This is a genomic window from Streptomyces sp. NPDC048483 (assembly GCF_040651455.1).
Classification (GTDB): Bacteria; Actinomycetota; Actinomycetes; order Streptomycetales; family Streptomycetaceae; genus Streptomyces.
On the sequence record NZ_JBEZJZ010000024.1, the window covers coordinates 42,828 to 68,162 of the forward strand.

Genomic DNA, 25,335 nt, shown 5'->3' on the forward strand with positions numbered 1-25,335 from the left:
CCGCCGTGCCACCCGCCGGCCGACGGCCACCGGCGACCACACTGGCCGTCACCCCACCCTCACGCAAGGGCACCACGGGGGCGGCGGCTACACCTCGTCGAGCCCCTCCGCCGCCCGCCGCTCCCGCAGTTCCATGATCGCGCGGCGTCGGGCGAGCCGGTGGGTGCGGCGGATCTGGGCCTCCTGACAGCGGCGCTTGTCGCGCTCGGTCTCGGGGAGGACCGGCGGCACCCGGCGCGGTTTGCCGTGGGCGTCGACGGCGGCGAAGACGAGGTAGGCGGAGCCGACCTGCTGGGCCGGGGTGGATTCGTTCCAGCGCTCGGCCAGGACCCGCACGCCGACCTCCATGGAGGACCGGCCGGTCCAGTTCACCTGCGCCTTCACGTGCACCAGGTCTCCCACCCGCACCGGCTCGAGAAAGGCCATCTCGTCCATCGAGGCCGTCACCGCGGGGCCGCCGGAGTGCCGGCCGGCCACCGCGCCCGCCGCATCGTCGACCAGTTTCATGATCACGCCACCGTGCACCGTCCCGAGGAGATTGGTGTCGGACGCGGTCATGATGTGCGACAGCGTCGTACGGGAGACGGAGGTGGGCTTGCCGTCGAGCTCGCCCTCCTGGCTGTTGGTGACGAGTTCGGTCATGGGGCCAGCCTAAGCGGGCGCCCACCGGCGTCGCCCGCCAGGTGACGGCCGTCTCGTGACGACTGTCTCCCTACGTGACGCTCGTCTCCCTGCCCCCGCCGGAAACTATCCGGAATGGCTGCTTCCATGAGCCGCGCCTGAATGGTCACGGCCCCGTGCGGTATGGGCCGGAAGGGCCTCGTCGCTTTGCATCAGGTCTGCAACAGCCCTGGCCCGATCCGGCACCTGCTCTATTGGGCGGTCCCTCTTGGCGTGCACACTGCCGGGTATGAATGAGTGGCCCAGTGGGTGGTCCGGGGACCAGAGCGGCAACCGGTACGGACGCGGCAGCGGCAGCGCCGATCCGGAGGGCGCGCGTGCCATGCGGCAGGTGCGGCGCGACGCAGGGTCCGGCTACCCCCGGAGTGAACCCCCGCTGCCCCCGCAGATGTCCCCGCGCCGCGGCTCCGTACCCCAGCAGTCCCAGGGCTACGACGACTACGACGGATACGACGACGGCTACAACACCGGCCAGGTCTACGGCGGCGGGGGCGGTGGCCGCGGCGGCGACGGCGACGGCTATGACGACGGCCCGTACGACCGTGGCGGCGCCCGGCCGCGCCCCAACTGGGGCCGCCGTATCAAGTGGACCGTCCTGACGCTGGTCGTGGTGCTGGCCGTCACCTCCGTCGCCACGTACTTCTGGGCGGACGGCAAGCTCCGCCGCAAGGTCGACCTGAGCAAGGTCATCGACCGGCCGGAGACCGGTGACGGCACGAACTACCTGATCGTGGGCTCGGACAGCCGCGAGGGCATGTCGGCGGCGGAGAAGAAGAAGCTGCACACCGGCTCCGCGGACGGCAAGCGCACCGACTCCATGATGATCCTGCACGACGGCTCCAACGGCCCGACACTGATCTCGCTGCCGCGTGACTCGGACGTGGAGATACCGACCTTCGTCGGCTCGGACTCCGGCAAGAAGTACCCGGGCACCGGCCGGCACACCAAGCTGAACGCGGCCTACGCCGAGGACGGCCCCGAGCTGCTGGTGCGGACCGTCGAGTCCAACACCAAGCTGCACATCGACCACTACGTCGAGATCGGCTTCGCCGGCTTCGCCGGCATCGTGGACGCCATCGGCGGCGTGGAGATGGACATCCCCAAGGCGTTCAAGGACAAGTGGTCGGGCGCCGACTTCCCGGCGGGCAAGCAGACCCTCAACGGCCAGCAGGCCCTCGCCTTCGTCCGCACCCGGCACGCCTTCGCGGGCAGTGACCTGGACCGTACGAAGAACCAGCAGAAGTTCCTGGCCACTCTCGCCTCCCAGACCGCCACCCCCGGCACCGTCCTCAACCCCTTCAAGCTCTACCCGACCATGAGCGCCGGCCTGGACACGCTCATCGTCGACAAGGACATGAGCCTGTGGGACCTGGGCCAGATGTTCTTCGCCATGAAGGACGTCACGGGCGGCGAGGGCAAGTCGATGAACATGCCGGTCTCCGGCTCCAACGGCGGCAACCTGGTCTGGGACAAGACCAGGCTGCAGCAGCTGGTGCAGCAGCTGAACAACGATGAGAAGGTCACGGTCAGCGACGACCGGTAACCGCTGACCGACCCGCTGCCGAGCAGGACAAAGGGGCCCGTACCGCATGCGCGGTACGGGCCCCTTTCGGCGTTCCGGTGCCTGCCTGCTACGGCAGGTTCCTCGCCATCACGATCCGCTGCACCTGATTCGTGCCTTCATAAATCTGCGTGATCTTGGCGTCGCGCATCATCCGCTCGACCGGGTAGTCGCGGGTGTAGCCGTAGCCGCCGAGGAGCTGGACGGCGTCCGTGGTGACCTCCATGGCGGCGTCGGAGGCGTAGCACTTGGCAGCGGCGCCGAAGAAGGTGAGGTCCTCGTCCTTGCCGCCGGCCGAGATGCGCTCGGACTTGGCGGCCGCGGCGTAGGTGAGCTGGCGGGCCGCCTCCACCTTCATGGCCATGTCGGCGAGCATGAACTGCACGCCCTGGAAGTCACCGATCGGCTTGCCGAACTGCTTGCGCTCCTGGACGTAGCCCTTGGCGTAGTCCAGGGCGCCCTGGGCGATGCCGAGCGCCTGGGCCGCGATGGTGATGCGGGTGTGGTCCAGGGTCTTCATGGCGGTGGCGAAGCCGGTGCCCTCGGCGCCGATCATGCGGTCGGCCGGGATGCGGACGTTGTCGAGGTAGACCTCGCGGGTCGGCGAGCCCTTGATGCCGAGCTTCTTCTCGGGGGCGCCGAAGGAGACGCCCTCGTCCGACTTCTCGACGACGAAGGCGGAGATGCCCTTCGAGCGCTTCTCGGGGTCGGTCACGGCCATCACCGTGTAGTACTCGGAGACGCCGGCGTTGGTGATCCAGCGCTTGACGCCGTTGAGGACCCAGAAGTCGCCGTCGCGCACGGCCTTGGTCTTCATGCCGGCCGCGTCGGAGCCCGCGTCCGGCTCGCTCAGGCAGTACGAGAACATCGCGTCGCCCTTGGCGAGCGGGCCCAGGTACTTCTTCTTCAGCTCCTCGGAGCCGGAGAGGATCACCGGGAGCGAGCCGAGCTTGTTGACCGCCGGGATAAGAGAGGAGGAGGCGCAGACCCGCGCGACCTCTTCGATGACGATGACGGTCGCCAGGGCGTCGGCGCCGGCGCCGCCGTAGGCCTCCGGTACATGGACGGCGTGCAGGTCGTTGGCGACCAGCGCGTCCAGCGCCTCCTGCGGGAAGCGCGCCTCCTCGTCCACCGCGGCGGCGAACGGCGCGATCTTCGCCTCGGCGAGCGCACGCACCGACTCGCGGAGCATGTCGTGCTCCTCCGAAGGCCGGTACAGATCGAAATCAGCGGTTCCCGCCAAGGTTTCTCACTCCCCTGTGAGCTATGAGCTGATGCTAACTACCGTTAAGTAACCAGTTACGTCATCGGATTCTAGGCCTCGCGCCGGGGTTACGGATACGTGAGGTTGCCGACAGCCGCCTGATGAGAGGGTGCGCGGCCGCTGTGGGCCACAGGGGGCGCGACTATGCTCGGTCAGCACCATTTTCCCCAGGAAGCGTCTGGAGCATCCATGCCCCTCAAGATCACCGTGATCGGCACCGGATACCTCGGTGCCACCCATGCCGCCGCCATGGCCGAGCTGGGTTTCGAGGTGCTGGGTCTGGATGTGGTGCCCGAGAAGATCGAGATGCTGCAGCGCGGCGCGGTCCCGATGTACGAGCCCGGCCTGGAGGAGCTGCTGCGCCGCCATGTCGACGGGATCGAGGGGGCCAGCGGGCGGCTGCGCTTCACGACCTCGTACGAAGAGGTCGCGGCCTTCGGCGATGTGCACTTCGTCTGTGTGAACACTCCGCAGAAGCACGGGGAGTACGCGTGCGACATGTCGTACGTCGAGAGCGCCTTTGATGCGCTGGCGCCGCATCTGACCCGGCCCTCCCTCGTCGTCGGCAAGTCGACGGTGCCGGTGGGCAGCGCGGCCCGGCTCGCCGTACGGCTTGCGGAGCGGGCCCCGGCCGGGGAGGCCGCCGAGCTGGCGTGGAACCCGGAGTTCCTGCGCGAGGGGTTCGCCGTCCAGGACACCCTGCACCCCGACCGGATCGTGGCGGGCGTGGCGAGCGAGCGGGCCGAGGAGCTGCTGCGGGAGGTCTATGCGACGCCCATCGGGGAGGGTTCGCCGTTCGTGGTGATGGATTTCCCGACGGCCGAGCTGGTGAAGACGTCCGCGAATTCCTTCCTGGCGACGAAGATCTCGTTCATCAACGCCATGGCCGAGGTGTGCGAGGCCGCCGACGGCGATGTGGTGAAGCTGGCCGAGGCCATCGGGTACGACGAGCGGATCGGCAAGAAGTTCCTGCGGGCCGGTATCGGCTTCGGCGGCGGGTGTCTGCCCAAGGACATCCGGGCGTTCATGGCGCGCGCGGGCGAGCTGGGCGCGGACCAGGCGCTGACGTTTCTGCGGGAGGTCGACTCCATCAACATGCGGCGCCGCGGCCATATGGTCGAGCTGGCCCGGGACGCGGTGGGCGGCGGCTTCCTGGGCAAGCGGGTCGCCGTACTGGGCGCGACCTTCAAGCCGGACTCGGACGACGTACGGGACTCGCCGGCACTGAATGTCGCGGGGCAGATCCACCTCCAGGGCGGCCAGGTGACGGTCTACGACCCGAAGGGGATGGAGAACGCGCGGCGGCTGTTCCCGACGCTGGGGTATGCCGACAGCGCGCGGGAAGCGGTGCGGGGCGCCGATGTGGTGCTGCATCTGACGGAGTGGAGCGAATTCCGCGAGCTGGACCCGGCGGCGCTGGGTGAGGTGGTCTCCGAGCGCCGGATTCTGGACGGGCGCAATGCCCTCGACCCGGAGCTGTGGCGGAAGGCCGGCTGGACGTACCGGGCGCTGGGCCGCCCGCAGGCGTGACCCTCTCCTACGAGGGCTCCGCCGACGAGGACCCCGCGCGTCGGGCGCGGTAGGTCCGCATCTTCGCCCGGCTGCCGCAGACCGCCATGGTGCACCAGCGGCTGCGGCCGGCCGGGCTTTTGTCGTAGAAGACCCAGCGGCAGTCATGGGCCTCGCAGGCCTTGAGCCGGGCCCAGGTGCCGTCGGCGGCCGCGGTGGCGATGCCGGCGGCTATCAGGGCGGTGAGGCGGGCGGCGCCGTCGAGCGCGCCGGCCGGGCGCAGCGCCGCGCCGCCGTCCGGGCCGACGGCCAGGACCAGGGGCGCGCGGGCGAGCAGCCGGCCGAGGGTCCGGGTGGTGCCGGCGTCCACCTCCGTACGGGTCGTATGGGCCATGCAGACGGCGCGCAGCGCCGCCCGGAGCTCCCGGAGCCCGGCGAGTACGGACGCCAACTCCCCCTCTTCCAGGCCGGGTTCGGGCACGTCGTGCGCCCGGAGGAAGGCAGCCACGCCGCCCTCCGCCGTCAGCGCGTCCTCGCCGGTCTCGATGTCGAGGGTGTTCACCAGGTCCTGCACCAGAAGCAGGGCATCCGGAGCTGTTCGGTCGGCCACCCTTGTCACGTTACCCGCAGACCGGCATGATGCAGTAACGCAAGAGTTACCGGTTAACGTGATGAGGAGGTAACGCCATGGCTCTGATCGATCTCGGCGTCACGGTGCTGGACTGTCCCGACCCGCGGGCGCTCGCCGCCTTCTACGCCGAGATGCTCGGCTGGCAGGTCGAGGGCGCGGAGGACGACGAGTGGGTCGAGGTCCTCGGACCCGCCGGCCGTACGCTCGCCTTCCAGCGGGTGGACGGCGGCTACCGGCCGCCAAGCTGGCCCGGCCAGGAGCAGCCGCAGCAGCTGCACCTCGACTTCGACGTACGGACCGCGGACATCGACGAGGCCGAGGCCAAGGTCATCCGGCTGGGCGCGAAGCTGGTCCGGCCCGATGACGGCGAGCGGGACTTCCGGGTCTATCTGGATCCGGCGGGGCACCCGTTCTGCTTGTGCATGAAGTGAGCCCGTACCTGGAGTGGGCTCCGGACCGCGGTCCGCTTCGTCCGGCCTTCCCCCGGCGCCTACACCCGCGCCCCGTCCAGCCGCTCGATGGTCGCGGTGGACGGGACCCGGCGGCCCCGCACCGAGCGCGCGAACAACTCCGCGCCGCGCACCGCCCGTAGCGCATTTCCCCAGGTCAGCGCGGCCAGATCGCGGAACGACCAGCCACGGTCGACGAGTTCGGCGATCAGCAGCGGATAGCCCGCGGCATCGGGCACCGGGCTGCGGTGGGTGCTGGCCGGATCGGTGTCGAAGCCGGCGCCGATGCCGATGTGGTCGGGGCCGGCCACCGTCCGGATGTGGTCGAGGTGGTCGGCGATGTCCTGTACGGAGGCGGGGGCGCTGCCGTAGGTGAGGTGTTCCGGTGTGAAGGTGACCATGCAGACGCCGCCGTTGCGGGGCAGGAGGTGGAGCACCTCGTCGGGGACGTTGCGGACGTGGCCGGTGACCGTACGGGCCGCCGTGTGGCACCAGATCACCGGGGACCTGGAGATCGTGAGGGTGTGCCGCATGGTGTCGGCGGAGGACCGGGACAGGTCGATGAGCATGCCGAGGCGGTTCATCTCGCGGACCACCTCCTCGCCGAACACCGTCAGTCCGCCGGCCCTCGGCTCGTCGGTGGCGGAGTCCGCCCAGGGGGTGTTGCGGTCGGTGGTGAGAGAAAGGGACCGCACTCCCAGCCGGTAGAAGGAGCGCAGGACGCCCAGCGAGCTGTCGATGGCATGGCCGCCGGCGGAGCCGAGGAGCGAGGCGATCCGGCCGTGGTTGCGGGCCTCGGTCATATCGTCCGCGGAGAGCGCGAGGTGCAGTGCCTCGGGGTAGGTGCGGACCAGGGCGTGGACGAAGTCGATCTGCTCGAGCGTCGCGGCCAGAGCCGCCTCGCCGGCCAGCTCGGCCGGCACCTGGAGGGACCAGAACTGGCCGCCGACGCCGCCGGCCCGCAGCCGCGGTATGTCCGTGCGGACACCGGTCTCGCCGTAGTCGAGGTCGAAGCGGTGGCCGGGGGTCAGATCGTGGCCGGTGCGCTGCCGCAGCGCCAGGGGAGGCCGTTGCAGCCGTCGACGACGGGGTGCGCGGCGAGCAGGGCGCGGGCCCGGGCGAGCGGGCCGCGCAGATTGAGCGGCAGCGGGCCGTCGGCCTCAGGGGCGCCGTCGGCCTCCGGTTCGAGGAACCCGTCGGGGTCCTCGACCTCGGATATCTCCGGGAGGCCGGTGGGGTCGGTCAGCTCGGCAGGGGCGAGATCGGCCATGGCGTGCTTCCTAGATGGAGGGGCGCGCTCAGCGCTCGGTGAGGCGGTGCTGACGCCACCGTCGCACGCGGCCCCGTACGGTTCGCGATGAGCGGTCCGTACGGGTTACCGCAGCCCTGCCGTGGGGGCCGTCGCGCCTCAGCCGTCCAGCTGCTCGATCGTGGCGTTGGACGGGCCGCGCCGGGCCTGCTCCTCGCGTGCCACGTCCTCGGCGACGCGCAGCGTGCGGACCGCGTTCTGCCAGGTGAGCTTGGCGAGGTCGGCCTCGGACCACTTACGGTCCAGCAGCTCGGCGATCAGGTTCGGGTAGCCCGCGACATCGGCCAGGTCGGCCGGGGTGAAGGCGGTGCCGTCGAAGTCGCCGCCGATACCGAGGTGATCGATGCCCGCGACCTCGCGCATGTGGTCGAGGTGGTCGGCGATGGTGGCCGCGGTGGCCATCGGCCGCGGGTTGGCGGCTTCGAAGGCCCGCTGGACCGCCATGGCGGCCTCGGTGGTGTCGAGGTGGTCCAGCCCGTGGGCCTGCATGTTCTCGTCGGCGCGCAGCGTCCATTCGATGGCCGCGGGCAGCACGAACTTCGGGACGAAGGTGGCCATCGCGATGCCGCCGTTGGCGGGCAGCCGGTCCAGGACGTCATCGGGGATGTTGCGCGGATGGTCGCAGACGGCGCGCGCGGAGGAGTGCGAGAAGATCACCGGCGCGCGGCTGACCCGGAGCGCGTCGCGCATGGTCTCGGCGGCGACGTGCGAGAGGTCGACGAGCATGCCGAGGCGGTTCATCTCGCGGACGACCTCCTCGCCGAAGGCGCTCAGGCCGCCGGCACGCGGCTCGTCGGTCGCCGAGTCGGCCCACGCCAGCGAGCTGTTGTGGGTGAGCGTCAGATAGCGCACCCCCAGTTCGTACAGCGCGCGCAGCGTGGCCAGGGAGTTGTTGATGGAGTGGCCGCCCTCGGCGCCCATCAGGGACGCGATCCGGCCCTCCGCGCGGGCCGCCTCCATGTCGCCGGAGGTCAGGGCCGCCCGCAGGTCGTCGGGGTAGCGGGCGATCAACTGCCGCACCCCGTCGATCTGTTCGAGGGTGGCGCTGACCGCGTGGTCGCCCGCGTAGCCGGCCCGGACATAGACGGACCAGAACTGCGCGCCGACGCCGCCGGCGCGCAGCCGCGGGATGTCGGTGTGCAGGAACGCGGACTGGTCGGCGGCGATATTGCGCCGGTCGAGGTCGTAGCGGACCTGCTCGCGCAGGGCCCAGGGCAGGTCATTGTGGCCGTCGACGACCGGCCAGCGGGCGAGCAGGTCCCGTGCGGCGTCCTGGGAGTCGCTCATGCCGATACCTCGCAACGCTCGGCCTTGCATGCGCGCGGCGCGCACCTCTCGATTGTTCCCTCGCTGCGCTCGCTCACTTGCCGCCGCCGAAGCCGAAGCCGTTGGGGGTCGCGACCTTGTTGCGCAGCCGCTTGCCCTTCTCGGTGGCCTGGTCGTTCAGCTCCTGCTGGAACTCCCGCATACGGGAAAGGAGTTCGGGGTCGTGGGCGGCAAGGATACGGGCGGCGAGCAGCCCGGCGTTCCGGGCACCGCCGACCGAGACGGTGGCGACCGGCACCCCGGCGGGCATCTGCACGATGGACAGGAGGGAGTCCATGCCGTCGAGGTACTTGAGCGGGACGGGGACGCCGATGACCGGGAGCGGGGTGACCGAGGCGAGCATCCCCGGCAGGTGGGCGGCTCCCCCGGCGCCCGCGATGATCGCCTTGAGGCCGCGCCCGGCGGCGTCCTCGCCGTAGGCGATCATTTCGCGCGGCATGCGGTGCGCCGAGACGACATCGACCTCGTAGGGGATCTCGAACTCGGCGAGGACCTGGGCGGCGGCCTCCATGACGGGCCAGTCGGAGTCGGAGCCCATGACGATGCCGATGACGGGGGCGCCGGCCCCGGAAGTACTGGAGGTCATTCGGTAATTGTTCCTCGCAGATAGCCGGCGGCGTGCGCGGCGCGCTCGCGCACGTCGGCCAGGTCGTCGCCGTAGGTGTTGACGTGGCCGACCTTGCGGCCGGGCTTCACGTCCTTTCCGTACATATGGATCTTCAGCTGCGGATCGCGCGCCATGCAATGCAGATACGCCGCATACATGTCGGGATAGTCGCCGCCGAGGACATTGGCCATCACCGTCCAGGTGGCGCGCGGGCGCGGATCACCCAGCGGGAGGTCGAGCACGGCGCGGACGTGGTTGGCGAACTGCGAGGTGATCGCGCCGTCCTGGGTCCAGTGGCCGGAGTTGTGCGGGCGCATCGCGAGCTCGTTGACCAGGATGCGGCCGTCGGCGGTCTCGAAGAGCTCGACGGCGAGGTGGCCGACGACGTCCAGCTCCTTGCCGATGCGCAGCGCCAGCTCCTGGGCCCGGCCAGCCAGCTCGGGGTCCAGACCGGGTGCCGGGGCGATCACGGTGTCGCAGACACCGTCGACCTGGATGGACTCCACGACCGGGTAGGCGACGGCCTGGCCGTGCGGGGAGCGGACGATGTTGGCGGCCAGTTCCCGGACAAAGTTGACCTTCTCTTCGGCCAGAACGGGCACTCCGGCACGGAACGGTTCGGCGGCCTCCTTGGAGGATCGCACGAACCAGACTCCCTTGCCGTCATACCCCCCGCGGACGGTCTTGAGGATCACCGGAAAGCCGTCGCCCTCGGCCGCGAAACGCGCCACGTCCTCGGGATCGGAGACGAGGCGATGCCGCGGACAGGGCGCGCCGATCGCGTCCAGCTTCGCGCGCATCACCCCCTTGTCCTGGGCGTGCACCAGCGCCTCGGGGCCGGGCCGGACGGGGATGCCGTCGGCCTCCAGGGCCCGCAAATGCTCGGTGGGGACGTGCTCGTGATCGAACGTGATCACATCACAGCCACGGGCGAAGGCGCGCAGCGTCTCCAGGTCGCGGTAGTCGCCGATGACGACATCGCTCACCACCTGGGCCGCCGAGTCCTGCGGGGTGTCGCTGAGGAGCTTGAACTTGATGCCGAGGGGGATACCCGCCTCGTGGGTCATACGGGCGAGCTGACCGCCGCCGACCATGCCGACTACCGGGAACGTCACGCTCCCCAGGGTATCCGCACATCCATGCTGCCCCGACCCGTGCTTGGATGATCCTCCGAATGCGAACGTTCGAGGGCGAAGGAGAATCCGGATGGGGACCGGTGGCATAGCAAAGGGCAGACTGCTGGTGACCGTCGTCGCGATCGCCGCGCTGCTGATCGCCGTCTCCTCGGTGATCAGCCAGCTGTCCGGGCCGAAGGTCTACGACGCCGGCAGCGCCGAGATATCCGTCGGTGCCGGAGATCACTTCGAGATCAGGGTCGCGGACGACCGCACCGACGGCTTCCACTGGATCATCGCCGCCCCGCGTCCCGATCCGGCCGTCCTGGAGGCCACCGGGAACCATCTCGAAGGGGACGGGCCGCCGCCGTCCGGCAAGGGCGGCTCCCGCTACTTCGACTTCGCGGCGGTCGGCGCCGGCCGTACGGACCTGCGGCTGCTGCGCTGCCGGCGGTGCGCCGCCGGGGCGGCCGACGAGAACGGCGCCCGGAGCCTCAATTTCCGGGTCACCGTCGGCTGACCGGCCGGAATTGCCGGGGACCGGGCGCCACTTCCGCCCCCGTGGTTAGCATGAAGGGGCGTGCCAGGGTTGACGGCCGCGGACATCCGCCCACGACGGGAGCTGAACGATCACCATGAGTGAACGGAGCGGGCTGCGGTCGAGGCTGGAGGCGCTCACCCGCGAAGTGGTGAAGTTCGGTGCGGTCGGCGGCGCGGGCGTCGTCGTGAACTTCGTGGTGTTCAACCTCGTACGGCAGCTGACCGAGATCCCCGTCGTACGGGCCAGCATCGTGGCGACGGTCGTGGCCACCGGCACCAACTACCTCGGCTACCGCTACTTCACCTACCGTGACCGGGACAAGCGGGGCCGCACCAAGGAACTCACGCTCTTCCTGCTGTTCAGCGTGGTCGGCCTGATCATCGAGAACGGTGTGCTCTACGCCGCGACGTACGGGTTCGACTGGGACAGCCCGCTGCAGAGCAACATCTTCAAGTTCGTCGGGATCGGCATCGCGACGCTCTTCCGCTTCTGGTCGTACCGCACCTGGGTGTTCCGGGCGCTGCCCGCCCGGGAAGCCGTGGAGACCGCCGAGTCGTTCCTGGCCGAGGGCGCCGAGGGCACACAGAGCCCTGCGCGGGCCCGCACCGGCTCCCGCACGTAGCGCCGTACGCCGCACCGCCCGGCGGTCGCGTCACCGCCCGGCGGTCGCGTCACCGCCCGGCGGTCGCGTCACCGCCCGGCGGTCGCGTCACCGCCCGGCGGTCGCGTCACTCCTCCGCGGTCTCGGCCTCCCGCGCCAGGAACAGCGCGAACACCGGCGGATGCTGCTGCAGCAGCTCCAGTCGGCCGCCGTCCGCCTCGGCCAGATCGCGGGCGACGGCGAGGCCCAGGCCGGTGGAGTTGCGGCCGGAGACGGTCCGTTCGAAGACCCGCGAGCCGAGGTCCGGCGGGACCCCGGGACCGGCGTCGGTGACCTCGACGACCGCCTGGTTGCCGGTGACGCGGGTGCGCAGGGCGACCGTTCCGGCGCCGTGCATCAGGGAGTTCTCGATCAGCGTGGCCAGCACCTGGGCGACCGCGCCCGGCGTGCCCACGGCCCGCAGCCCCTTCTTGCCGGAGCGGACGATGGCCCGCCCGGCGCTGCGGTAGGCCGGCCGCCACTCCTCGACCTGCTGCTTGACCACCTCGTCCAGGTCGAAGGCGACCGCCGAGCCGGTGCGCGGGTCACGGGAATTGGTCAGCAGCCGCTGGACGACATCGGTCAGCCGCTCCACCTGGGCCAGCGCGATGGTGGCCTCTTCCTTGACGGTGTCCGGTTCGTCGGTGACGGTGATCTCCTCCAGCCGCATGGACAGCGCGGTCAGCGGCGTACGCAGCTGGTGGGAGGCGTCGGCGGCGAGCCGGCGTTCGGCGGTCAGCATCCGGGCGATGCGTTCGGCGCTGGCGTCCAGCACATCGGCGACCCGGTCGAGTTCCTGGACGCCGTAGCGGCGGTGGCGCGGGCGCGGGTCGCCGGAGCCCAGCCGCTCCGCGGTCTCGGCGAGGTCGGTGAGCGGTGCGGTCAGCCGACGGGCCTGGCGGACGGCCAGGATGACGGCGGCGACGATCGCCAGCAGCGCGACGGCCAGGATGACCAGCAGCGTCCGGCCGATCTCCTCGGTGACCGTGGAGCGGGACTCCTGGACCATGACGGCCTCGCCGCGCTCGCCCTTGACCTCCGACTCGATCACATCGCCCGTCGGGCGCTTGCCGACCTCGAGCGGTTCGGGCCGGCCCGGCACCCGGATCTCGGCGTAGCGGTGGGCGGTGATCTGCTCGGAGAGGATCTCCGGGGTGATCTTCTCGCCGCTGCCCAGCCGGCTCTCCACTATCCCCACCAGCCGGACCGCCTCGGACGCCACACTCTCCTGCGCCCCCGCCTCAATGGTGCGGGTCTCGACGATCACGAGCGAGACGCCGAAGACTGCGATGACGACGAGCACCACGGCGAGCGTGGAGTTGATCAGGCGACGGCGCACAGGCTCCTGGCTCTTTCAGCTTTTTTCGAATCGGAACCCGACACCGCGGACGGTGGCGATGTAGCGGGGGTTGGCGGCATCGTCACCGAGCTTCTTGCGCAGCCAGGAGATGTGCATGTCGAGCGTCTTGGTGGACGACCACCAGGTGGTGTCCCAGACCTCGCGCATCAGCTGGTCGCGGGTGACGACCCGGCCGGCGTCGCGCACCAGGACCCGCAGCAGGTCGAACTCCTTTGCCGTCAGCTGGAGTTCGTCGTCGCCCATCCATGCCCGGTGCGACTCCACATCGATCCGTACACCGTGGGTGGCGGGCGGCTGCTGGGGCTCGGCGGTGGAGCCGCGGCGCAGCAGGGCCCGTACCCGGGCGAGGAGTTCGGCGAGCCGGAAGGGCTTGGTGACGTAGTCGTCGGCGCCGGCGTCCAGGCCGACGACGGTGTCCACCTCGTCGGCGCGCGCGGTCAGCACCAGGATCGGGAAGGAGTGGCCTTCGTTGCGCAGCCGGCGGGCGACCTCGAGGCCGTCCATGCCGGGCAGTCCCAGGTCCAGGACGACGAGGTCGATATTGCCCTGGAAACCGGCGTCGAGCGCCGTGGGGCCGTCCTCGCGCACCTCGACTTCGTAACCCTCGCGGCGCAGTGCGCGGGCGAGCGGCTCCGAGATGGATGCGTCATCCTCGGCGAGCAGTACACGGGTCATGCGCCGATGGTAGTCCGAGGTATGGGGAGGCAGGGGCGGACAAGCACGGGCGGACAACGACCGGCCGCTGCCGCGCGGGCCGGGGCGCTGAGCTGCACACCCTCGGCGAGTGCCGCGCCAAACAGTTCCCGGCAGCAGTGTGAGCGTTCTCTCACCGCTCCCAATGGTGGCGGAACGAGACGTAAGGTGTCGGGACGTCCACTGCACAACCTCCGGGCCGCTGACGCTCATCTGGTGTCATCGGTCCCTGTTGTGTGCGGAGCTGGAACCCACCAGCCCCGGTACACAGTGACTGACCTGAAGACCGGGTCCACCGCGCGAACAGCTCGGGGGGCGTGGATCCCGGTGTAAGACCTTCCTGCCGGTGCCGTTCCGTACGGTGCCGGACCCCCGGACGTGGGGTGGGTATGTCTACGCCGGTGCCGGTCAACCCCCACAAGGGCGCGTAACGGTCACCGAGCGCGTCCCGAGCAGACCAAGGAACCTTCATGGCGTCCAGCCTTACGAAGGGCGCTGCCCAGCAGGGAACCCCTGCAAACGGCGGCAAGACCTTCTTCGGCCACCCCCGCGGACTGGCCCCTCTCTTCCTGACCGAGATGTGGGAGCGCTTCAGCTATTACGGCATGCGCGCCCTGCTCGTCGTCTATCTGATCTCCGGCGGCCCGGACGCCGAAAAGGGCGCCCTGGGCGGCGGTCTGGCCATGAATGCGGCCACCGCCTCGGCCATCTACTCCGTCTATGTGGCGATGGTCTATCTGCTGGCCATGCCCGGCGGCTGGATCGGCGACCGCGTCTGGGGGCCGCGGAAGAGCGTCGCCATCGCGGCGGGTGTCATCATGGCCGGCCACCTGACGCTGGCCATACCCGGTCAGGCCGGGTTCTTCGCGGGTCTGGCCCTGGTCGCGATGGGCTCGGGCCTGCTGAAGTCCAACATGTCGACGATGGTCGGCCACCTCTACGACGGGCCCCAGGACCCGCGCCGGGACGGCGGCTTCACCATCTTCTACATGGGCATCAACATCGGTGCCTTCGCGGCGCCGCTGGTCATTGGCACCGTCGGCCAGAGCGTCAACTGGCACCTGGGCTTCGGGCTCGCCGCGCTCGGTATGGCCCTGGGCCTGGTGACGTTCCTGATCGGCACCCGCCACCTCAGCCCCCAGTCCAGCGTCGTGCCGACCCCGCTGCAGGCGGAGGAGCGCGCCATGTGGCTGCGCAAGGGCCTGATCTGGCTCGCCGTCGCCGCGGTCTTCTACGGCATCGTCGGCTTCACCGGTCACTTCACCCTCAACTGGGCGCTGATCCCGCTCGCCCTGCTCGGCCTGGTCATTCCGATCACGGTCCTGGCGCGCATCAAGCGCGACAAGGAGCTGACCGACACCGAGCAGACCAAGGTCAGCGGCTACATCTGGTTCTTCGTGGCCGCCGCGGTGTTCTGGATGATCTTCGACCAGGCGGGCTCGACGATGTCCGTCTTCGCGGAGAAGAAGACGAACGGCGAGGTCTTCGGGCTGAGCTTCCCGTCCTCGTGGTTCCAGTCCGTGAACCCGCTGTGGGTCATGGCCCTCGCCCCGGTCTTCGCCTGGCTGTGGCTGTGGCTGGGGCGCCGCGACCGCGACCGCGAGCCGAGCACCACGGTGAAGTTCTCGATGGCGATGTTCTTCATCGGCGCCTCGTTCTTCGTCTTCATCGTCCCGATGCTGATGGCCTCGGACGGTACGAAGGTCGGCCCGATGTGGCTGCTCTCCATCTACATGATCCAGACCATCGGCGAGCTGTGCCTGTCCCCGGTCGGCCTGTCGGTGACCACCAAGATGGCGCCGCAGAAGTACGCGAGCCAGATGATGGGCGTGTGGTTCCTGGCCGTCACCGCGGGCGACTGCATCGTCACGCTGCTCTCCATCGGCGGCGCGGACCTGAGCGGTCCGCCGGTGCTGGCCGTCGAGGCCGGGATTGCGGTGCTGGCCGGTGCCGTGATCTGGATCAGCCGCAAGAAGATCGTCGCGCTCATGGGCGACGTCCGCTGACGCGACCCGCAGCCATGGAAGGGCCCGGTACGCCGTTGCGTACCGGGCCTTTTCGGTGCCCCTGGCCTAGCGGCGCAGCCGCCGCCACGGGGTGAAGGTGAAGACCGCGCCACCGAGCAGGATGACGGTGCCGGCGATGAGCCCGAGGGCCGTCAGGCTGCCGTGGTCTTCGGCGCCGGTCTCGGCGAGGCCGCCGGCGCTGCCGCTCCCGCCGGAGGCCGTGGCGGGTCCGGCCGTGCCGCCCGCCGAACCGCCTGCCGAACCGCCCGCCGAACCGCTGGATGTCCCGCCGGTCGTCCCGCCCTGCTGCGCCGAGGTGTCCAGCGTGAGCGAGGGGCCGGGGTCCTTCTCCGGGGTGCAGGTCGTGGTCGTCCCCAGGGCGTTGACGGTGAGCACGCCCGGCGTCAGTGTCGCCTTGCCGGTGGCGCCCGGCTTGTAGGTGCCCTTGAGGTCGGGGATCTCGATCGGATCGCCCGACTTGATGGGTTCGGCGTTGGTCGGGCCCTCCGCCTTGACCGATCCCTTGTCCGCGCCGCCCACCTTGACGTCCATCGACGGCTTGACCGAGTCCTTGGGGATGTCCGCCGGGCTGTCCATCACGGACTTCTTGAACTTCACCGTGAGGTCGTAACTGCCGCCCTTCTTCACGGCGTTGATCTGCACCGGCGAGGTCGCCTTCTTGTCCCCGATGGGCGTCTTGCAGGCGTACGGGACCTTCACTTCCTTGCCCTGGTAGGCGGTGCCGTCGGGGTCGCCCCCGGAGCCGCCGGAGCCCCCGGAGGTCGTACCGGCGGAACTGCCGCCGTCCGTGGAGCCACCGCTGGTCCCGGCCGACGTGCCACCGCTGGACGTGCCGGCGCTGGACGTGCCACCGCTCGACGTGCCACCGGAGTCGCCCCCGCCGGCCGTCACCTTGATCGTGACCGCGGGTTGGACCTCCTCCTTGGGCGAGCACTTGGTGTCCGTCGAGATGGGCTTGTTGACGTTGATGTTGTAGAAGCCGGGCGTCAGGGTCACCTCACCCGGCTTCTCCAGCTTCAGCTTGCCCTTCATGTCGGACAGCTTCATCGGGCTGCCCTTGGGGATCGGCGGATTCTGCCGCGGCCCCTCCATCGGCAGATCGCCGGTCTGTGCCCCGGCCACCTTGATCGTGCCGGTCGGCTGGACGGTGTTCTCCCCGAGGTCGAGGATGTCGGGGTTCTTGGAGGCCCCTTCGATGGTCTTGAGGACCACCTCGATCTCGTCGCCGACCTTGGCGGTCGCGGGCGCGCTGACCGCCACCTTCGTGGTGCCCTCGATCGGCGGCAGCCCGGATATCGGCGGCGGCAGACACTCCGTCTTGTACGACACCTCCGCCGCCTGGGCAGGACCGGCCACGGCCAGGACGCCCGCACCCGAGAGCACCAGCGCGGCCACCGAAGCCACACCCGCCCTCCTCCGTTGTCTCATCAGCCTCATCAGCGTCATCACGCGGAACCTTTCGACGTGGGTCGTTCGGTTGATGTGGTGGTGGACGGTGCGGTGTCCGGGGTGAACCACGGCAGCGCGGCACTCTCGCCGACGCCCCTGGCCACGCTTCGTTGGTGTGCGGTGCGGCGCCGTCGGTGGGTGGCGGCGGCCGGCCGGCGCGGGCGTACGCGGTCCACGATCGCCATCCCGATACGGAACACCGCCGTCGGGATCACCAGGCACAGCAGCACCCAGAACAACGTCACGCCCCAGGGCCGGCCCACCCCCCACGGCTGCTCGACCAGGACCCTGCCGCCGTACTTGAGGGAGACCAGATAGTCGCCGTGCGCCCCGGCGGCCAGCTCCACCGGCAGCCTGACCTCGGCTTTCTTTCCGGCGGGTACGGTCCCCCGCCACTGCTGGTCCTCCCATGTGGGCGCGAAGACGCCGTGCGAGGTGCCCACCTGGAAGACCGGGTTCTTGGCCGGCGCCGAGCCGAGATTGCCGACGGTGACGATCAGGTCGCGCTGCGGCGGCGCCCCGAACCAGGTCAGCAGTCCGCTGCTGCCGGCCAGCCGGGGCGCCGCGAGGACGGTCAGCCGTCCGCCGGTGCTCTCCTTGGGCAGCGGCGCGACGGGGTGGCCCGCCACCTTGAACGCGGCATCGGCGGCGGCCGCCGAACCGGTCACCGTAGCCACATGCACCACGCAGGGGCAGGGCTTGGGCGGCTCCGCGACCGGCAGGCTCTTGCGGAAGGCGCCGTGCGCATCGGTGGTGACGGCCCGCCCGTCCCCGTTGGCGCAGGCATTGGTCCCGCCGATCATGTTCTGCCCGCAGATCAGCAGCGTGAGCAGCGCCTTCGCCCGCCAGCCGCGGCCGGTCACGGTGAGGGTGCCGCCCTTGCCCGCCTCCTTCTTGGAGAGGTGCACGGAGGGGTGACGGTCGGCTGCGGTCTGCGCGGATGCGGATGCGGGTGTGGTGGCGGCGGTCGCGGTGGCGGTGGCGGTGGCGAGCAGGGTCAGCGCGAGGGCGCAGCAGAGGGTGAGCGCGGCCGCGGCCCGGCGCAGAGGGGTGGGTGTGGTGAGGGTGGGGGTGGTGAGGGTGGGGGTGGGGGTCTTGGTGGTGGGGGCCGTAGCCGTATCCGTCTCGCCGTTCACGTGCGCACTCCTGATCCCGGCACCGATCCCGTGCCTGTTCCCCTGCCCGTGCCCGTTCCCGATCTCGTCGGGCCTCCCGACCCCGCACTCGCCAGTTGCCGCTCCTGGACTGCCGCCCGACCGCTCCCGTCCGGGCTCCCGCCACCCGGCTCCTGCGCGCCCGCGTCCCCTCCGCCATCCCGCCCCGTACGCCGCTTCCGTACGAGCACCCAGCCGCCCGCCCCCGCCACCAGGACGAGGACCGCTCCCGCGACCCCGGCCCACGGAACCGCCGTGTACGTCGCCGTCGCCGACCCGCGGGCCCCGCCCTGCGCCGTCGCCGTCACCCGTACGTCGACCGAATCCAGACCGGGCGGATCCGGCCATTTTTCGCTGAGATCGATGCGCTGACCGGGCCGCAGCTCCCGCGGGAGGGTGTGGGCGGCCCGGCGCAGGGCCTCGCCGAAGATCCCCTCGGCGCGGACGGCAACCCGCGGCCGGAGCGCGGTGTTTCCACGGTTGACGAGTGCGTACCGGACGACGGCCGATTCCCCGCTCCCTGTCACCGACACGTTCTCGACGGTCAGCGCGGTCAGCTCCGGCCCGGTCACCCGGAGGTGCACCGGCACCCGGGCCCGCTTGCCCGTCGTGCCGCCGCTGGTCGCGAGGATCGTGCCGGGGTGGTTGCCGGGGGCCGCCGTGCGCGGCACGGTCACCGTGAAGGGCACGCCTGCGCGCGTACGCGGCGGGATCGTCACCTCCTTCGTGGTGAGCGCGAGCCAGGAGCCGATGCCGGAGCCGCGCAGCCGTACGGTCACGGCCCGGCCGGAGGGATTGCTGAGGGCGAGCCGGTCGGTCATGACGGTGCCGGGAGCGCCCTCCAGATAGAAGTACGGGCGGTCCTGCGCGCTCGGCCGGGCCCCGCCGCCCGGCGCGGGCGCGGCGGACCACCCCGGTGCGGCGGGCCGGGCCACGGCCGTGGCGGGGCACAGCAGTGCGGCGGCGGTCGCAAGGACCCCACCGCAGACCGCTGCGCGGGTACGGAACGGCATCGGCGGCTCCTGGTGCTCAGGCTCAGGCTCGTGCGCGTACTCGTGCTGGTGCTGGTGCTGGTGCTGGTGCTCGTACGGAGGGCCGGTGCGCGCCCCGCGTCACGCCCGCCGGCTGCGCCGGGTGAGCCACAGCCCACCGGCCGCCCCGGCCAGCAGGACCGTGCCGCCGAGGGTGCCCAGCGCGATCGCGGAGTCCGCGGGCCCGGTCTGCGGCAGCTGGCCGCCGGAGGAGCCGCCCGGGGCCGACCCGCCGGTGCTGCCCGAGGAGCCGCCCGAGCCGCCGGAGCCCTTGACGTCCAGGGAGAGCGAGGGCTTGGGGTTGTTGCTGGGGGTGCAGGTGGTCGTGGTGCCCAGGGCCTTGATGGTGAGGGTGGAGGCCGTGAAGGTGACCTTGCCGCCGGCCTTGGGGGTGTACGTCCCGCTCAAGTCGCTGATCTTGATGGGGGTATTGGCCGGTATCGCCTTGTCGTTGGGCGGCCCGGCGACCGGCACCGTACCGCTGTCCGCGCCGCCGAGCTTGATCAGCGCGCTCGGTTTCATGGCGCCCTTGCCCAGTTCGACGGGGCTGGAGGAAACGCCCTTCTGGAAGGACATGACCAGCTTGTAGGCACTGCCGCTGGGGGTGGACTTGATGTCGATGGGCGACACCGCGCCCTTGTTACCGATCGGCGTCTTGCACTGGTAGTTGACGTCGACGACCTCGGCATGTGCGGCCGGTGCGGTGAGCAGCACCGCAGACCCTGCCGTCATCGCCACGGCCGCGGCCAGCGCGGCCGTACGGCGTGGGCGCCTGCCGTGTGGTGCACAGAAGCGGGCCACCTCGATCTCCCCTTCTCCCGGGTAGCGCACCGCCGGATGTTACTGACGGCGCATCAGATTGGGCGCTCAAGGTACGCCCGGGCCCTTGCCGAGGGAAGGCAAAGCGCAGCGGCGATCGGAGCGGACGGTTGCGTATACGACAAAGCGCGGGCCCGCGGGCCCGCGCTCAACTCTTTCCGTCCCGCCCGCCCTTCAGGACGGCGCGGCAAGCTCCGCCCAGACGGTCTTGCCCGCGCCGTCGGAGTTGCGTACCACTCCCCAGTCCAGGCACAGGCGCTGCACGATGAACATGCCGTGGCCGCCGGGACGGCCGGGACGGTGCGGGTTGCGCGGCGCGGGCGAGCCGGCGCCGAGGTCGCTGACCTCCAGGCGCAGCACCTTGGAGGTGCACCGCAGCCGCAGCTCCTCGGGCCCCTCGGCGTGCAGGCAGGCATTGGTGACCAGCTCGGACACGACGAGCAGCACATCCTCGGCCGCGGCCCGCTGGTCGGCATTGGCGGCCGGCAGCCAGCCCCAGTCGTGCAGGGCCTGCCGGGCGAAGTCACGGCCGCGCGCCACGGCGCCTCGGGTGCCCGCCAGCCGCAGCCGGCGCACCTGCCCCGCCGGGGCGGTGGTGTGCGCGGCGGTCCGGGCAGCGGAAGCACCGGCGCCCCCCGGCTCCGGGCCAAGATCGCCCGGCGGGTACGGCCGGGTGGTGCTCATCAGCGCTTCACCTCACCGATTCGCCTTCTCGCGGAAAACAGATAATGACTGGTTGCAACGGATTCAGATGTCTCCTGCCCGACCGGGCCGTGAGAACACCCACTTCTTGGGTACGGAAGTTGTGACTCGTACTACGTGCCCGGATTGCCACCATCCGGGCACCGTCGTCACGTCAGTCGGCCAGTGCCGCGTCGAGCGAGTCATGCACGGTGAAGACCGCTTCCGCGCCGGTGATCTCGAAGACCCGGGCAACCACCGGCTGCATCCCGGCCAGGTGGACCCCGCCTCCGGCAGCCTCCGCTTTCAGGCGGGCGCCGAGCAGCACGTTGAGCCCTGTGGAGTCCATGAATTCAAGGGGTGAGCAATCCACCACCAGGCGTGCATACCCATCGTCCACACACCCCTCCAGTGACTCACGCAACAGATCGGCGGTGTGGTGATCGAGTTCACCTGCGGCGGTCACGACCGCGCTGGCGCCGTGATGCCGGATCGCGACCTGCAGCCGGCCCCGGCTTGCACTGCCGACCGTCCCGCGGTCCATGCGCGCGCACCCCTCTTGCTGTCTCGGCGTCTCATTGCTTATGACTGCGCTTGTCGAACACTACGCCGTAACCTCGCGCGAGGGTAGCTGAACAATCAGCATATAGCCCGAGATATGGACAACACGTACTTGCCATCTTCATGCAAAGCCAGGTAGGCGTAGATGGAGACACATTCGAAACGGCCGGCTTTGGAGGCGCCGCACACCGCAGCTTCACGTAGAGGCTTCGGCAGCCATATGCCGAGAACGATGGAGGACACATGTCACCCCGGCTCGACGAAATGCGCACCGACGACACCCGGCAGCACACCTCGTCGACACCCCCGTCCGACCCGACCGGGCACATCCCTTCCCAGTCGATCCCTGCTCAGTCGCCGCCTGCCCAGCAGCTCGCCGTCGAATCCCATCCGGCGGAAATGGCGGAGATCGACGGTCTGCCCGAGATCCCGCCGTTCGACGAGGTGGGTCCGGTGGACGCGCGGGCACTGTCCAAGACCCTCTTCGAGCGGCTGGAAACGCTCGAAGAAGGCACGCATGAATTCGCGTATGTCCGCAACACCCTGGTCGAGCTCAATCTCGCCCTGGTGAAGTTCGCGGCCTCCCGGTTCCGCTCCCGCAGCGAGCCCATGGAGGACATCGTCCAGGTCGGCACCATTGGCCTGATCAAGGCGATAGACCGCTTCGAGCTGAGCCGAGGCGTCGAGTTCCCGACGTTCGCGATGCCGACGATCGTCGGCGAGATCAAGCGCTTCTTCCGCGACACCAGTTGGTCGGTGCGCGTGCCGAGGCGTCTGCAGGAACTGCGGCTGGACCTCGCCAAGGCGGGCGACGAACTGGCCCAGAAGCTGGACCGCGCCCCCACGGTGAGCGAGCTCGCCGAACGCCTCGGCATCACCAAGGACGAGGTCGTCGAAGGGATGGCCGCGAGCAACGCCTACACCGCGAGCTCGCTGGACGCCCAGCCCGAGGAGGACGACAGCGAAGGCGCGCTGGCGGACCGCATCGGCTACGAGGACAACGGCCTCGAAGGCATCGAGTACGTCGAATCGCTCAAGCCGCTGATCGCCGAACTCCCGCCGCGCGACCGCAAGATCCTGTCGCTGCGCTTCGTCGCCAATATGACGCAGTCCGAGATCGGCGAGGAGCTGAACATCTCGCAGATGCACGTCTCCCGGCTGCTCTCACGCACGCTCGTACGGCTCCGCAAGGGGCTGATGGTCGAGGAGTGATCCCCCGCGGTCGCACTGCCGGTCCGCCGTGACCGGCAGCCGCCCGCGCAGAGGAGGGCCTGCCCCGAGGGTTTCTCGGGACGGGCCCTCCTCTGCTGGGCCCGCCTCTTGCGGGGCTAGAAACCGTCCTCGTTCAGGGTCGTGATGCCGGCGATGAAGTCCTCCCAGATCTCCCCGCTGGGGCCGCCGGAGCCGACGACACCGGGCGCGAGGCGGTCCACCTCCTCCAGGAAGCCCTCGGTCGCATCCTCGCCCGGGTACGAATTCCAACAGGCGCTCATATAGCGGCGTACGGCTTCCAGGAGTCGGGTGAAGTGGTCGAGGTCCGGGGAGAGTTGGACGAGGTCGCTGCCGTCCCCGATGGCGTAAACGCTTCCCTGACGACGGTGCAGATACAGATCGCCCAAATGCTCGACCTCGCCGACGGGCAGCAGATCGGTGGCATCGAGGCCGTCCGGCAGTTCGGCGTACCCCAGCTCCTCCTCGCCCGCGAGCGGCACCATCTTGCGCGCCGGATACACCTCGAAGGTCGTCCAGGCACATGCCCAGAACGACGGGAGCCCGATGTCGCGCAAATGGGCCCGGCTCGCCGGGTGATCAAGGGCCGTCGGCAGCTTGTGCTCGGGTATGCGGACGACGTCGACGGGGGCGAACGCCTCGTCCAGCCGCTCGGCGGTCAACGGGCCGTCAGGGGCGGGGAAGGAGGGCACCTGTCCGGGCGTGCCTTTCCGCGACGACTTCCCGTCGATCCGCCCTCGCGGCCAGTCGCGGAGCACCACTGGGTCGGTGTCCAGAAGCGCGAGCCCGTAGCTGTCCCGCACCAGATACCGCGTCCGGCCGTACTCGCCGGGAAACGGACTGGCATCGGACCAGCTCTCGGGCGCGAACAGCTTCCGCTCGTGGAGGAGTTGCCCGTGCTGCGCGTCGCAGGGGGCGGGCAGCGCGGTCGTGGCTGCCCCGGTCGGGCCCGCGACCTGCGCCCCGGTCTCCAGATCGAGCCAGGTGTTCTCCCAGGCTGCCTCGACCCGCACCAGCTTCCGCCCGTCGTGCGTCTGCAGCCCGAAAGTCATCAACTGGGACAGATTCGGATGCGCAACATGCTTGCCCACCGGCCGCCACCACGCCCACGCCGTCCGCCACGGCATCCCCGGCTCGGCGGCCGCGAGCCCCTCGGCGTAGGCGTCGTGCCCGAGAACCCTCGCCGCGAACTGCAGCCACGACGCGAACTCGGCGCGCGACACCTCCGCGCCGCCGAATATCGCCTCGGCCTGCTGGAAAACCTCGCGGCCGATATGCGGTGCGGCGCTCATGCCCTCGATGTGCGCCCGCACCGCCGCCCGGTCGGCGGCCAGCAGCCGCGCCGGGTCGTCCAGCAGGTCGTTCGTCAGCTCGTCCGTCGGTTCGTCAGGCCCTGTGCTCATGAATTCATGGTGACAGCAGGGTCTGACAACGGCGGGTGCGGGCCGGGACGGCGGCGGCTCTCAGACGAGAACTCCCTTGTGCCACACGGCCGATACGAGCGGTACGCCGGGCCGGTAGGCGAGGTGGACGTGCGAGGGCGCGTCGAGGAGGACGAGGTCGGCGCGGGCGCCGGGGGTGATCCGGCCGACGTCGGTGCGGCGCAGCGCGCGGGCGCCGCCCTCGGTGGCGGACCAGACGGCCTCGTCGGGGGTCATCCCCATGTCGCGGACGGCCAGCGCGATGCAGAACGCCATGGAACTGGTGAAGGACGAGCCGGGGTTGCAGTCGGTGGACAGGGCGACGGTGGCGCCGGCGTCGAGCAGCGGGCGGGCGTCGGGCCAGGGGGCGCGGGTGGAGAACTCGGCGCCCGGGAGGAGGGTGGCGACGGTGTCGGACTGGGCGAGGGCGTCGATGTCGGCGTAGCTGAGGTGGGTGCAGTGGTCGGCGGAGGCGGCGCCGAGTTCGACGGCGAGCTGGACGCCGGGGCCATGGCCGAGCTGGTTGGCGTGCACCCGCGGCAGCAGGCCCTTGGCCTTGCCGGCGGTGAGGACGGCGCGGGCCTGGTCGCCGTCGAAGGCGCCCTTCTCGCAGAAGACGTCGACCCAGCGGGCGTGCGGGGCGCAGGCGTCGAGCATCGGGCCGGTGACGAGGTCGACGTAACCGGCCGGATCGTCGGCGTAGTCGGGGGAGACGATGTGCGCGCCGAGGAAGGTGACCTCGTCGGTGTGGGCGGCGGCGATGCGCAGCGCGCGGGCCTCGTCCTCGACCGTGAGGCCGTAACCGGACTTGGTCTCCTGGGTGGTGGTGCCCTGGCGGAGCCCCTCGGCGAGGTAGCGGGCGACGTTGGCGTGCAGGGCGTCGTCGGTCGCGGCGCGGGTGGCGGCGACGGTGGTGCGGATGCCGCCGGCGGAGTAAGGGCGGCCGGACATCCGGGCGTTGAATTCGGCGGTGCGGTCGCCGGCGAAGACGAGGTGGGAGTGCGAGTCGACGAAGCCGGGGATGCCCGCGCGGCCGGCCGCGTCGACGGCGTTGTCAGTGGCGGGTGCTTTGCTTGTTTCACCGACCCAGGCGATGCGGTCGCCGTCGAAGACGACCGCCGCGTCCTGGATCAGACCGAGGGGGCCTTCACCGAGGGAGGGGTCGTTGGTGACGAGCTGGCCGATGTGGATGAGTGCGGTGGTGGGCGCGGAGGCCGTGGTGGCGGTCGTCGTGTCGTTCGTCATCGCGGGGGTGTTCTCCTTCGGCCGCGTGCGG

23 protein-coding genes and 1 pseudogene are annotated in these 25,335 nt (G+C 70.6%); 7 read left to right on the forward strand and 17 right to left on the reverse strand.

Translation table 11 applies throughout. From position 1 onward, the window contains the following. Positions 1-87: 87 nt before the first annotated feature. Positions 88-642, reverse strand: coding sequence for an acyl-CoA thioesterase (locus AB0D04_RS15490; protein ID WP_362703095.1), 555 nt, complete (start codon positions 640-642; stop codon positions 88-90). 268 nt (positions 643-910) lie between these two features. Between AB0D04_RS15490 and AB0D04_RS15495 the strand changes: the two genes are divergently transcribed. After that, positions 911-2,224: an LCP family protein gene (locus AB0D04_RS15495; protein ID WP_362703097.1), complete on the forward strand. Its 1,314-nt coding sequence runs from the start codon at positions 911-913 to the stop codon at positions 2,222-2,224. Positions 2,225-2,312: 88 nt separating this feature from the next. Here the strand turns inward: AB0D04_RS15495 and AB0D04_RS15500 are convergent, their stop codons facing one another. Beyond that, entirely contained in the window at positions 2,313-3,485 is a 1,173-nt protein-coding gene (locus tag AB0D04_RS15500; RefSeq protein WP_362703099.1) for an acyl-CoA dehydrogenase family protein, read from the reverse strand. A 210-nt stretch (positions 3,486-3,695) separates the two neighbouring features. Between AB0D04_RS15500 and AB0D04_RS15505 the strand changes: the two genes are divergently transcribed. Beyond that, complete coding sequence (locus AB0D04_RS15505) at positions 3,696-5,036, forward strand: UDP-glucose/GDP-mannose dehydrogenase family protein (protein ID WP_362703101.1); 1,341 nt, start codon at positions 3,696-3,698, stop codon at positions 5,034-5,036. 7 nt (positions 5,037-5,043) lie between these two features. On the opposite strand, the gene AB0D04_RS15510 is transcribed toward AB0D04_RS15505, so the two are convergent. Beyond that, a complete protein-coding gene (locus AB0D04_RS15510) occupies positions 5,044-5,625 on the reverse strand; it encodes a CGNR zinc finger domain-containing protein (protein WP_362703103.1) in 582 nt (193 codons plus the stop codon). Between the two features lie 77 nt (positions 5,626-5,702). Between AB0D04_RS15510 and AB0D04_RS15515 the strand changes: the two genes are divergently transcribed. After that, positions 5,703-6,077, forward strand: coding sequence for a VOC family protein (locus AB0D04_RS15515; protein ID WP_362703104.1), 375 nt, complete (start codon positions 5,703-5,705; stop codon positions 6,075-6,077). A 59-nt stretch (positions 6,078-6,136) separates the two neighbouring features. On the opposite strand, the pseudogene AB0D04_RS15520 reads toward AB0D04_RS15515, so the two are convergent. From AB0D04_RS15520 to AB0D04_RS15535, 4 genes and pseudogenes are all read right to left on the reverse strand, one after another. Then, positions 6,137-7,230 (reverse strand): annotated as a pseudogene (locus tag AB0D04_RS15520) (dipeptidase). 273 nt (positions 7,231-7,503) lie between these two features. Next, positions 7,504-8,691, reverse strand: coding sequence for a dipeptidase (locus tag AB0D04_RS15525; RefSeq protein ID WP_362703106.1), 1,188 nt, complete (start codon positions 8,689-8,691; stop codon positions 7,504-7,506). Positions 8,692-8,764: 73 nt separating this feature from the next. Next, on the reverse strand, positions 8,765-9,316 hold the full coding sequence (gene purE, locus AB0D04_RS15530; protein ID WP_362703108.1) for a 5-(carboxyamino)imidazole ribonucleotide mutase: 552 nt from the start codon (positions 9,314-9,316) through the stop codon (positions 8,765-8,767). After that, positions 9,313-10,452, reverse strand: coding sequence for a 5-(carboxyamino)imidazole ribonucleotide synthase (locus AB0D04_RS15535; RefSeq protein ID WP_362703110.1), 1,140 nt, complete (start codon positions 10,450-10,452; stop codon positions 9,313-9,315). Before AB0D04_RS15535 ends, purE begins: the two co-directional genes overlap by 4 nt. A gap of 91 nt (positions 10,453-10,543) precedes the next feature. Between AB0D04_RS15535 and AB0D04_RS15540 the strand changes: the two genes are divergently transcribed. Continuing rightward, positions 10,544-10,972 (forward strand): protease inhibitor I42 family protein, encoded by a 429-nt coding sequence (locus AB0D04_RS15540; RefSeq protein ID WP_362703112.1) that lies wholly within the window; start codon positions 10,544-10,546, stop codon positions 10,970-10,972. Positions 10,973-11,087: 115 nt separating this feature from the next. Then, positions 11,088-11,615, forward strand: coding sequence for a GtrA family protein (locus AB0D04_RS15545; RefSeq protein ID WP_362703114.1), 528 nt, complete (start codon positions 11,088-11,090; stop codon positions 11,613-11,615). 106 nt (positions 11,616-11,721) lie between these two features. Here the strand turns inward: AB0D04_RS15545 and AB0D04_RS15550 are convergent, their stop codons facing one another. Both AB0D04_RS15550 and AB0D04_RS15555 read right to left on the reverse strand, forming a co-directional pair. Continuing rightward, positions 11,722-12,972, reverse strand: a complete 1,251-nt coding sequence (locus tag AB0D04_RS15550) for an ATP-binding protein (protein ID WP_362703115.1) — start codon at positions 12,970-12,972, stop codon at positions 11,722-11,724. 15 nt (positions 12,973-12,987) lie between these two features. Further along, positions 12,988-13,668, reverse strand: coding sequence for a response regulator transcription factor (locus tag AB0D04_RS15555; protein WP_362703117.1), 681 nt, complete (start codon positions 13,666-13,668; stop codon positions 12,988-12,990). A gap of 488 nt (positions 13,669-14,156) precedes the next feature. Here AB0D04_RS15555 and AB0D04_RS15560 point away from each other — a divergent pair, with 488 nt between their 5' ends. Continuing rightward, positions 14,157-15,692 (forward strand): oligopeptide:H+ symporter, encoded by a 1,536-nt coding sequence (locus AB0D04_RS15560; protein ID WP_362703119.1) that lies wholly within the window; start codon positions 14,157-14,159, stop codon positions 15,690-15,692. A gap of 66 nt (positions 15,693-15,758) precedes the next feature. Here the strand turns inward: AB0D04_RS15560 and AB0D04_RS15565 are convergent, their stop codons facing one another. From AB0D04_RS15565 to AB0D04_RS15590, 6 genes are all read right to left on the reverse strand, one after another. Then, the gene (locus tag AB0D04_RS15565; protein WP_362703169.1) at positions 15,759-17,141 is read right to left on the reverse strand and encodes a hypothetical protein; all 1,383 of its coding nucleotides are present in this window, start codon (positions 17,139-17,141) and stop codon (positions 15,759-15,761) included. 17 nt (positions 17,142-17,158) lie between these two features. Next, on the reverse strand, positions 17,159-18,208 hold the full coding sequence (locus tag AB0D04_RS15570; RefSeq protein ID WP_362703171.1) for a hypothetical protein: 1,050 nt from the start codon (positions 18,206-18,208) through the stop codon (positions 17,159-17,161). An 86-nt stretch (positions 18,209-18,294) separates the two neighbouring features. Then, entirely contained in the window at positions 18,295-19,329 is a 1,035-nt protein-coding gene (locus AB0D04_RS15575; protein WP_362703121.1) for a hypothetical protein, read from the reverse strand. A gap of 99 nt (positions 19,330-19,428) precedes the next feature. Next, positions 19,429-20,148, reverse strand: a complete 720-nt coding sequence (locus AB0D04_RS15580) for an LPXTG cell wall anchor domain-containing protein (protein WP_362703173.1) — start codon at positions 20,146-20,148, stop codon at positions 19,429-19,431. Positions 20,149-20,340: 192 nt separating this feature from the next. Then, the gene (locus AB0D04_RS15585; protein ID WP_362703122.1) at positions 20,341-20,850 is read right to left on the reverse strand and encodes an ATP-binding protein; all 510 of its coding nucleotides are present in this window, start codon (positions 20,848-20,850) and stop codon (positions 20,341-20,343) included. A 172-nt stretch (positions 20,851-21,022) separates the two neighbouring features. After that, positions 21,023-21,391: an STAS domain-containing protein gene (locus AB0D04_RS15590; protein WP_362703124.1), complete on the reverse strand. Its 369-nt coding sequence runs from the start codon at positions 21,389-21,391 to the stop codon at positions 21,023-21,025. 260 nt (positions 21,392-21,651) lie between these two features. On the opposite strand from AB0D04_RS15590, the gene AB0D04_RS15595 reads away from it, so the two are divergent. After that, positions 21,652-22,620, forward strand: coding sequence for an RNA polymerase sigma factor SigF (locus AB0D04_RS15595; RefSeq protein WP_362703126.1), 969 nt, complete (start codon positions 21,652-21,654; stop codon positions 22,618-22,620). A 116-nt stretch (positions 22,621-22,736) separates the two neighbouring features. Here AB0D04_RS15595 and AB0D04_RS15600 read toward each other — a convergent pair whose 3' ends face one another. Together AB0D04_RS15600 and hutI are read right to left on the reverse strand one after the other, a co-directional pair. Continuing rightward, positions 22,737-24,041 (reverse strand): SUKH-4 family immunity protein, encoded by a 1,305-nt coding sequence (locus tag AB0D04_RS15600; RefSeq protein ID WP_362703128.1) that lies wholly within the window; start codon positions 24,039-24,041, stop codon positions 22,737-22,739. Positions 24,042-24,101: 60 nt separating this feature from the next. Continuing rightward, positions 24,102-25,304 (reverse strand): imidazolonepropionase, encoded by a 1,203-nt coding sequence (hutI, locus tag AB0D04_RS15605; protein WP_362703130.1) that lies wholly within the window; start codon positions 25,302-25,304, stop codon positions 24,102-24,104. Between the last annotated feature and the right edge of the window lie 31 nt (positions 25,305-25,335).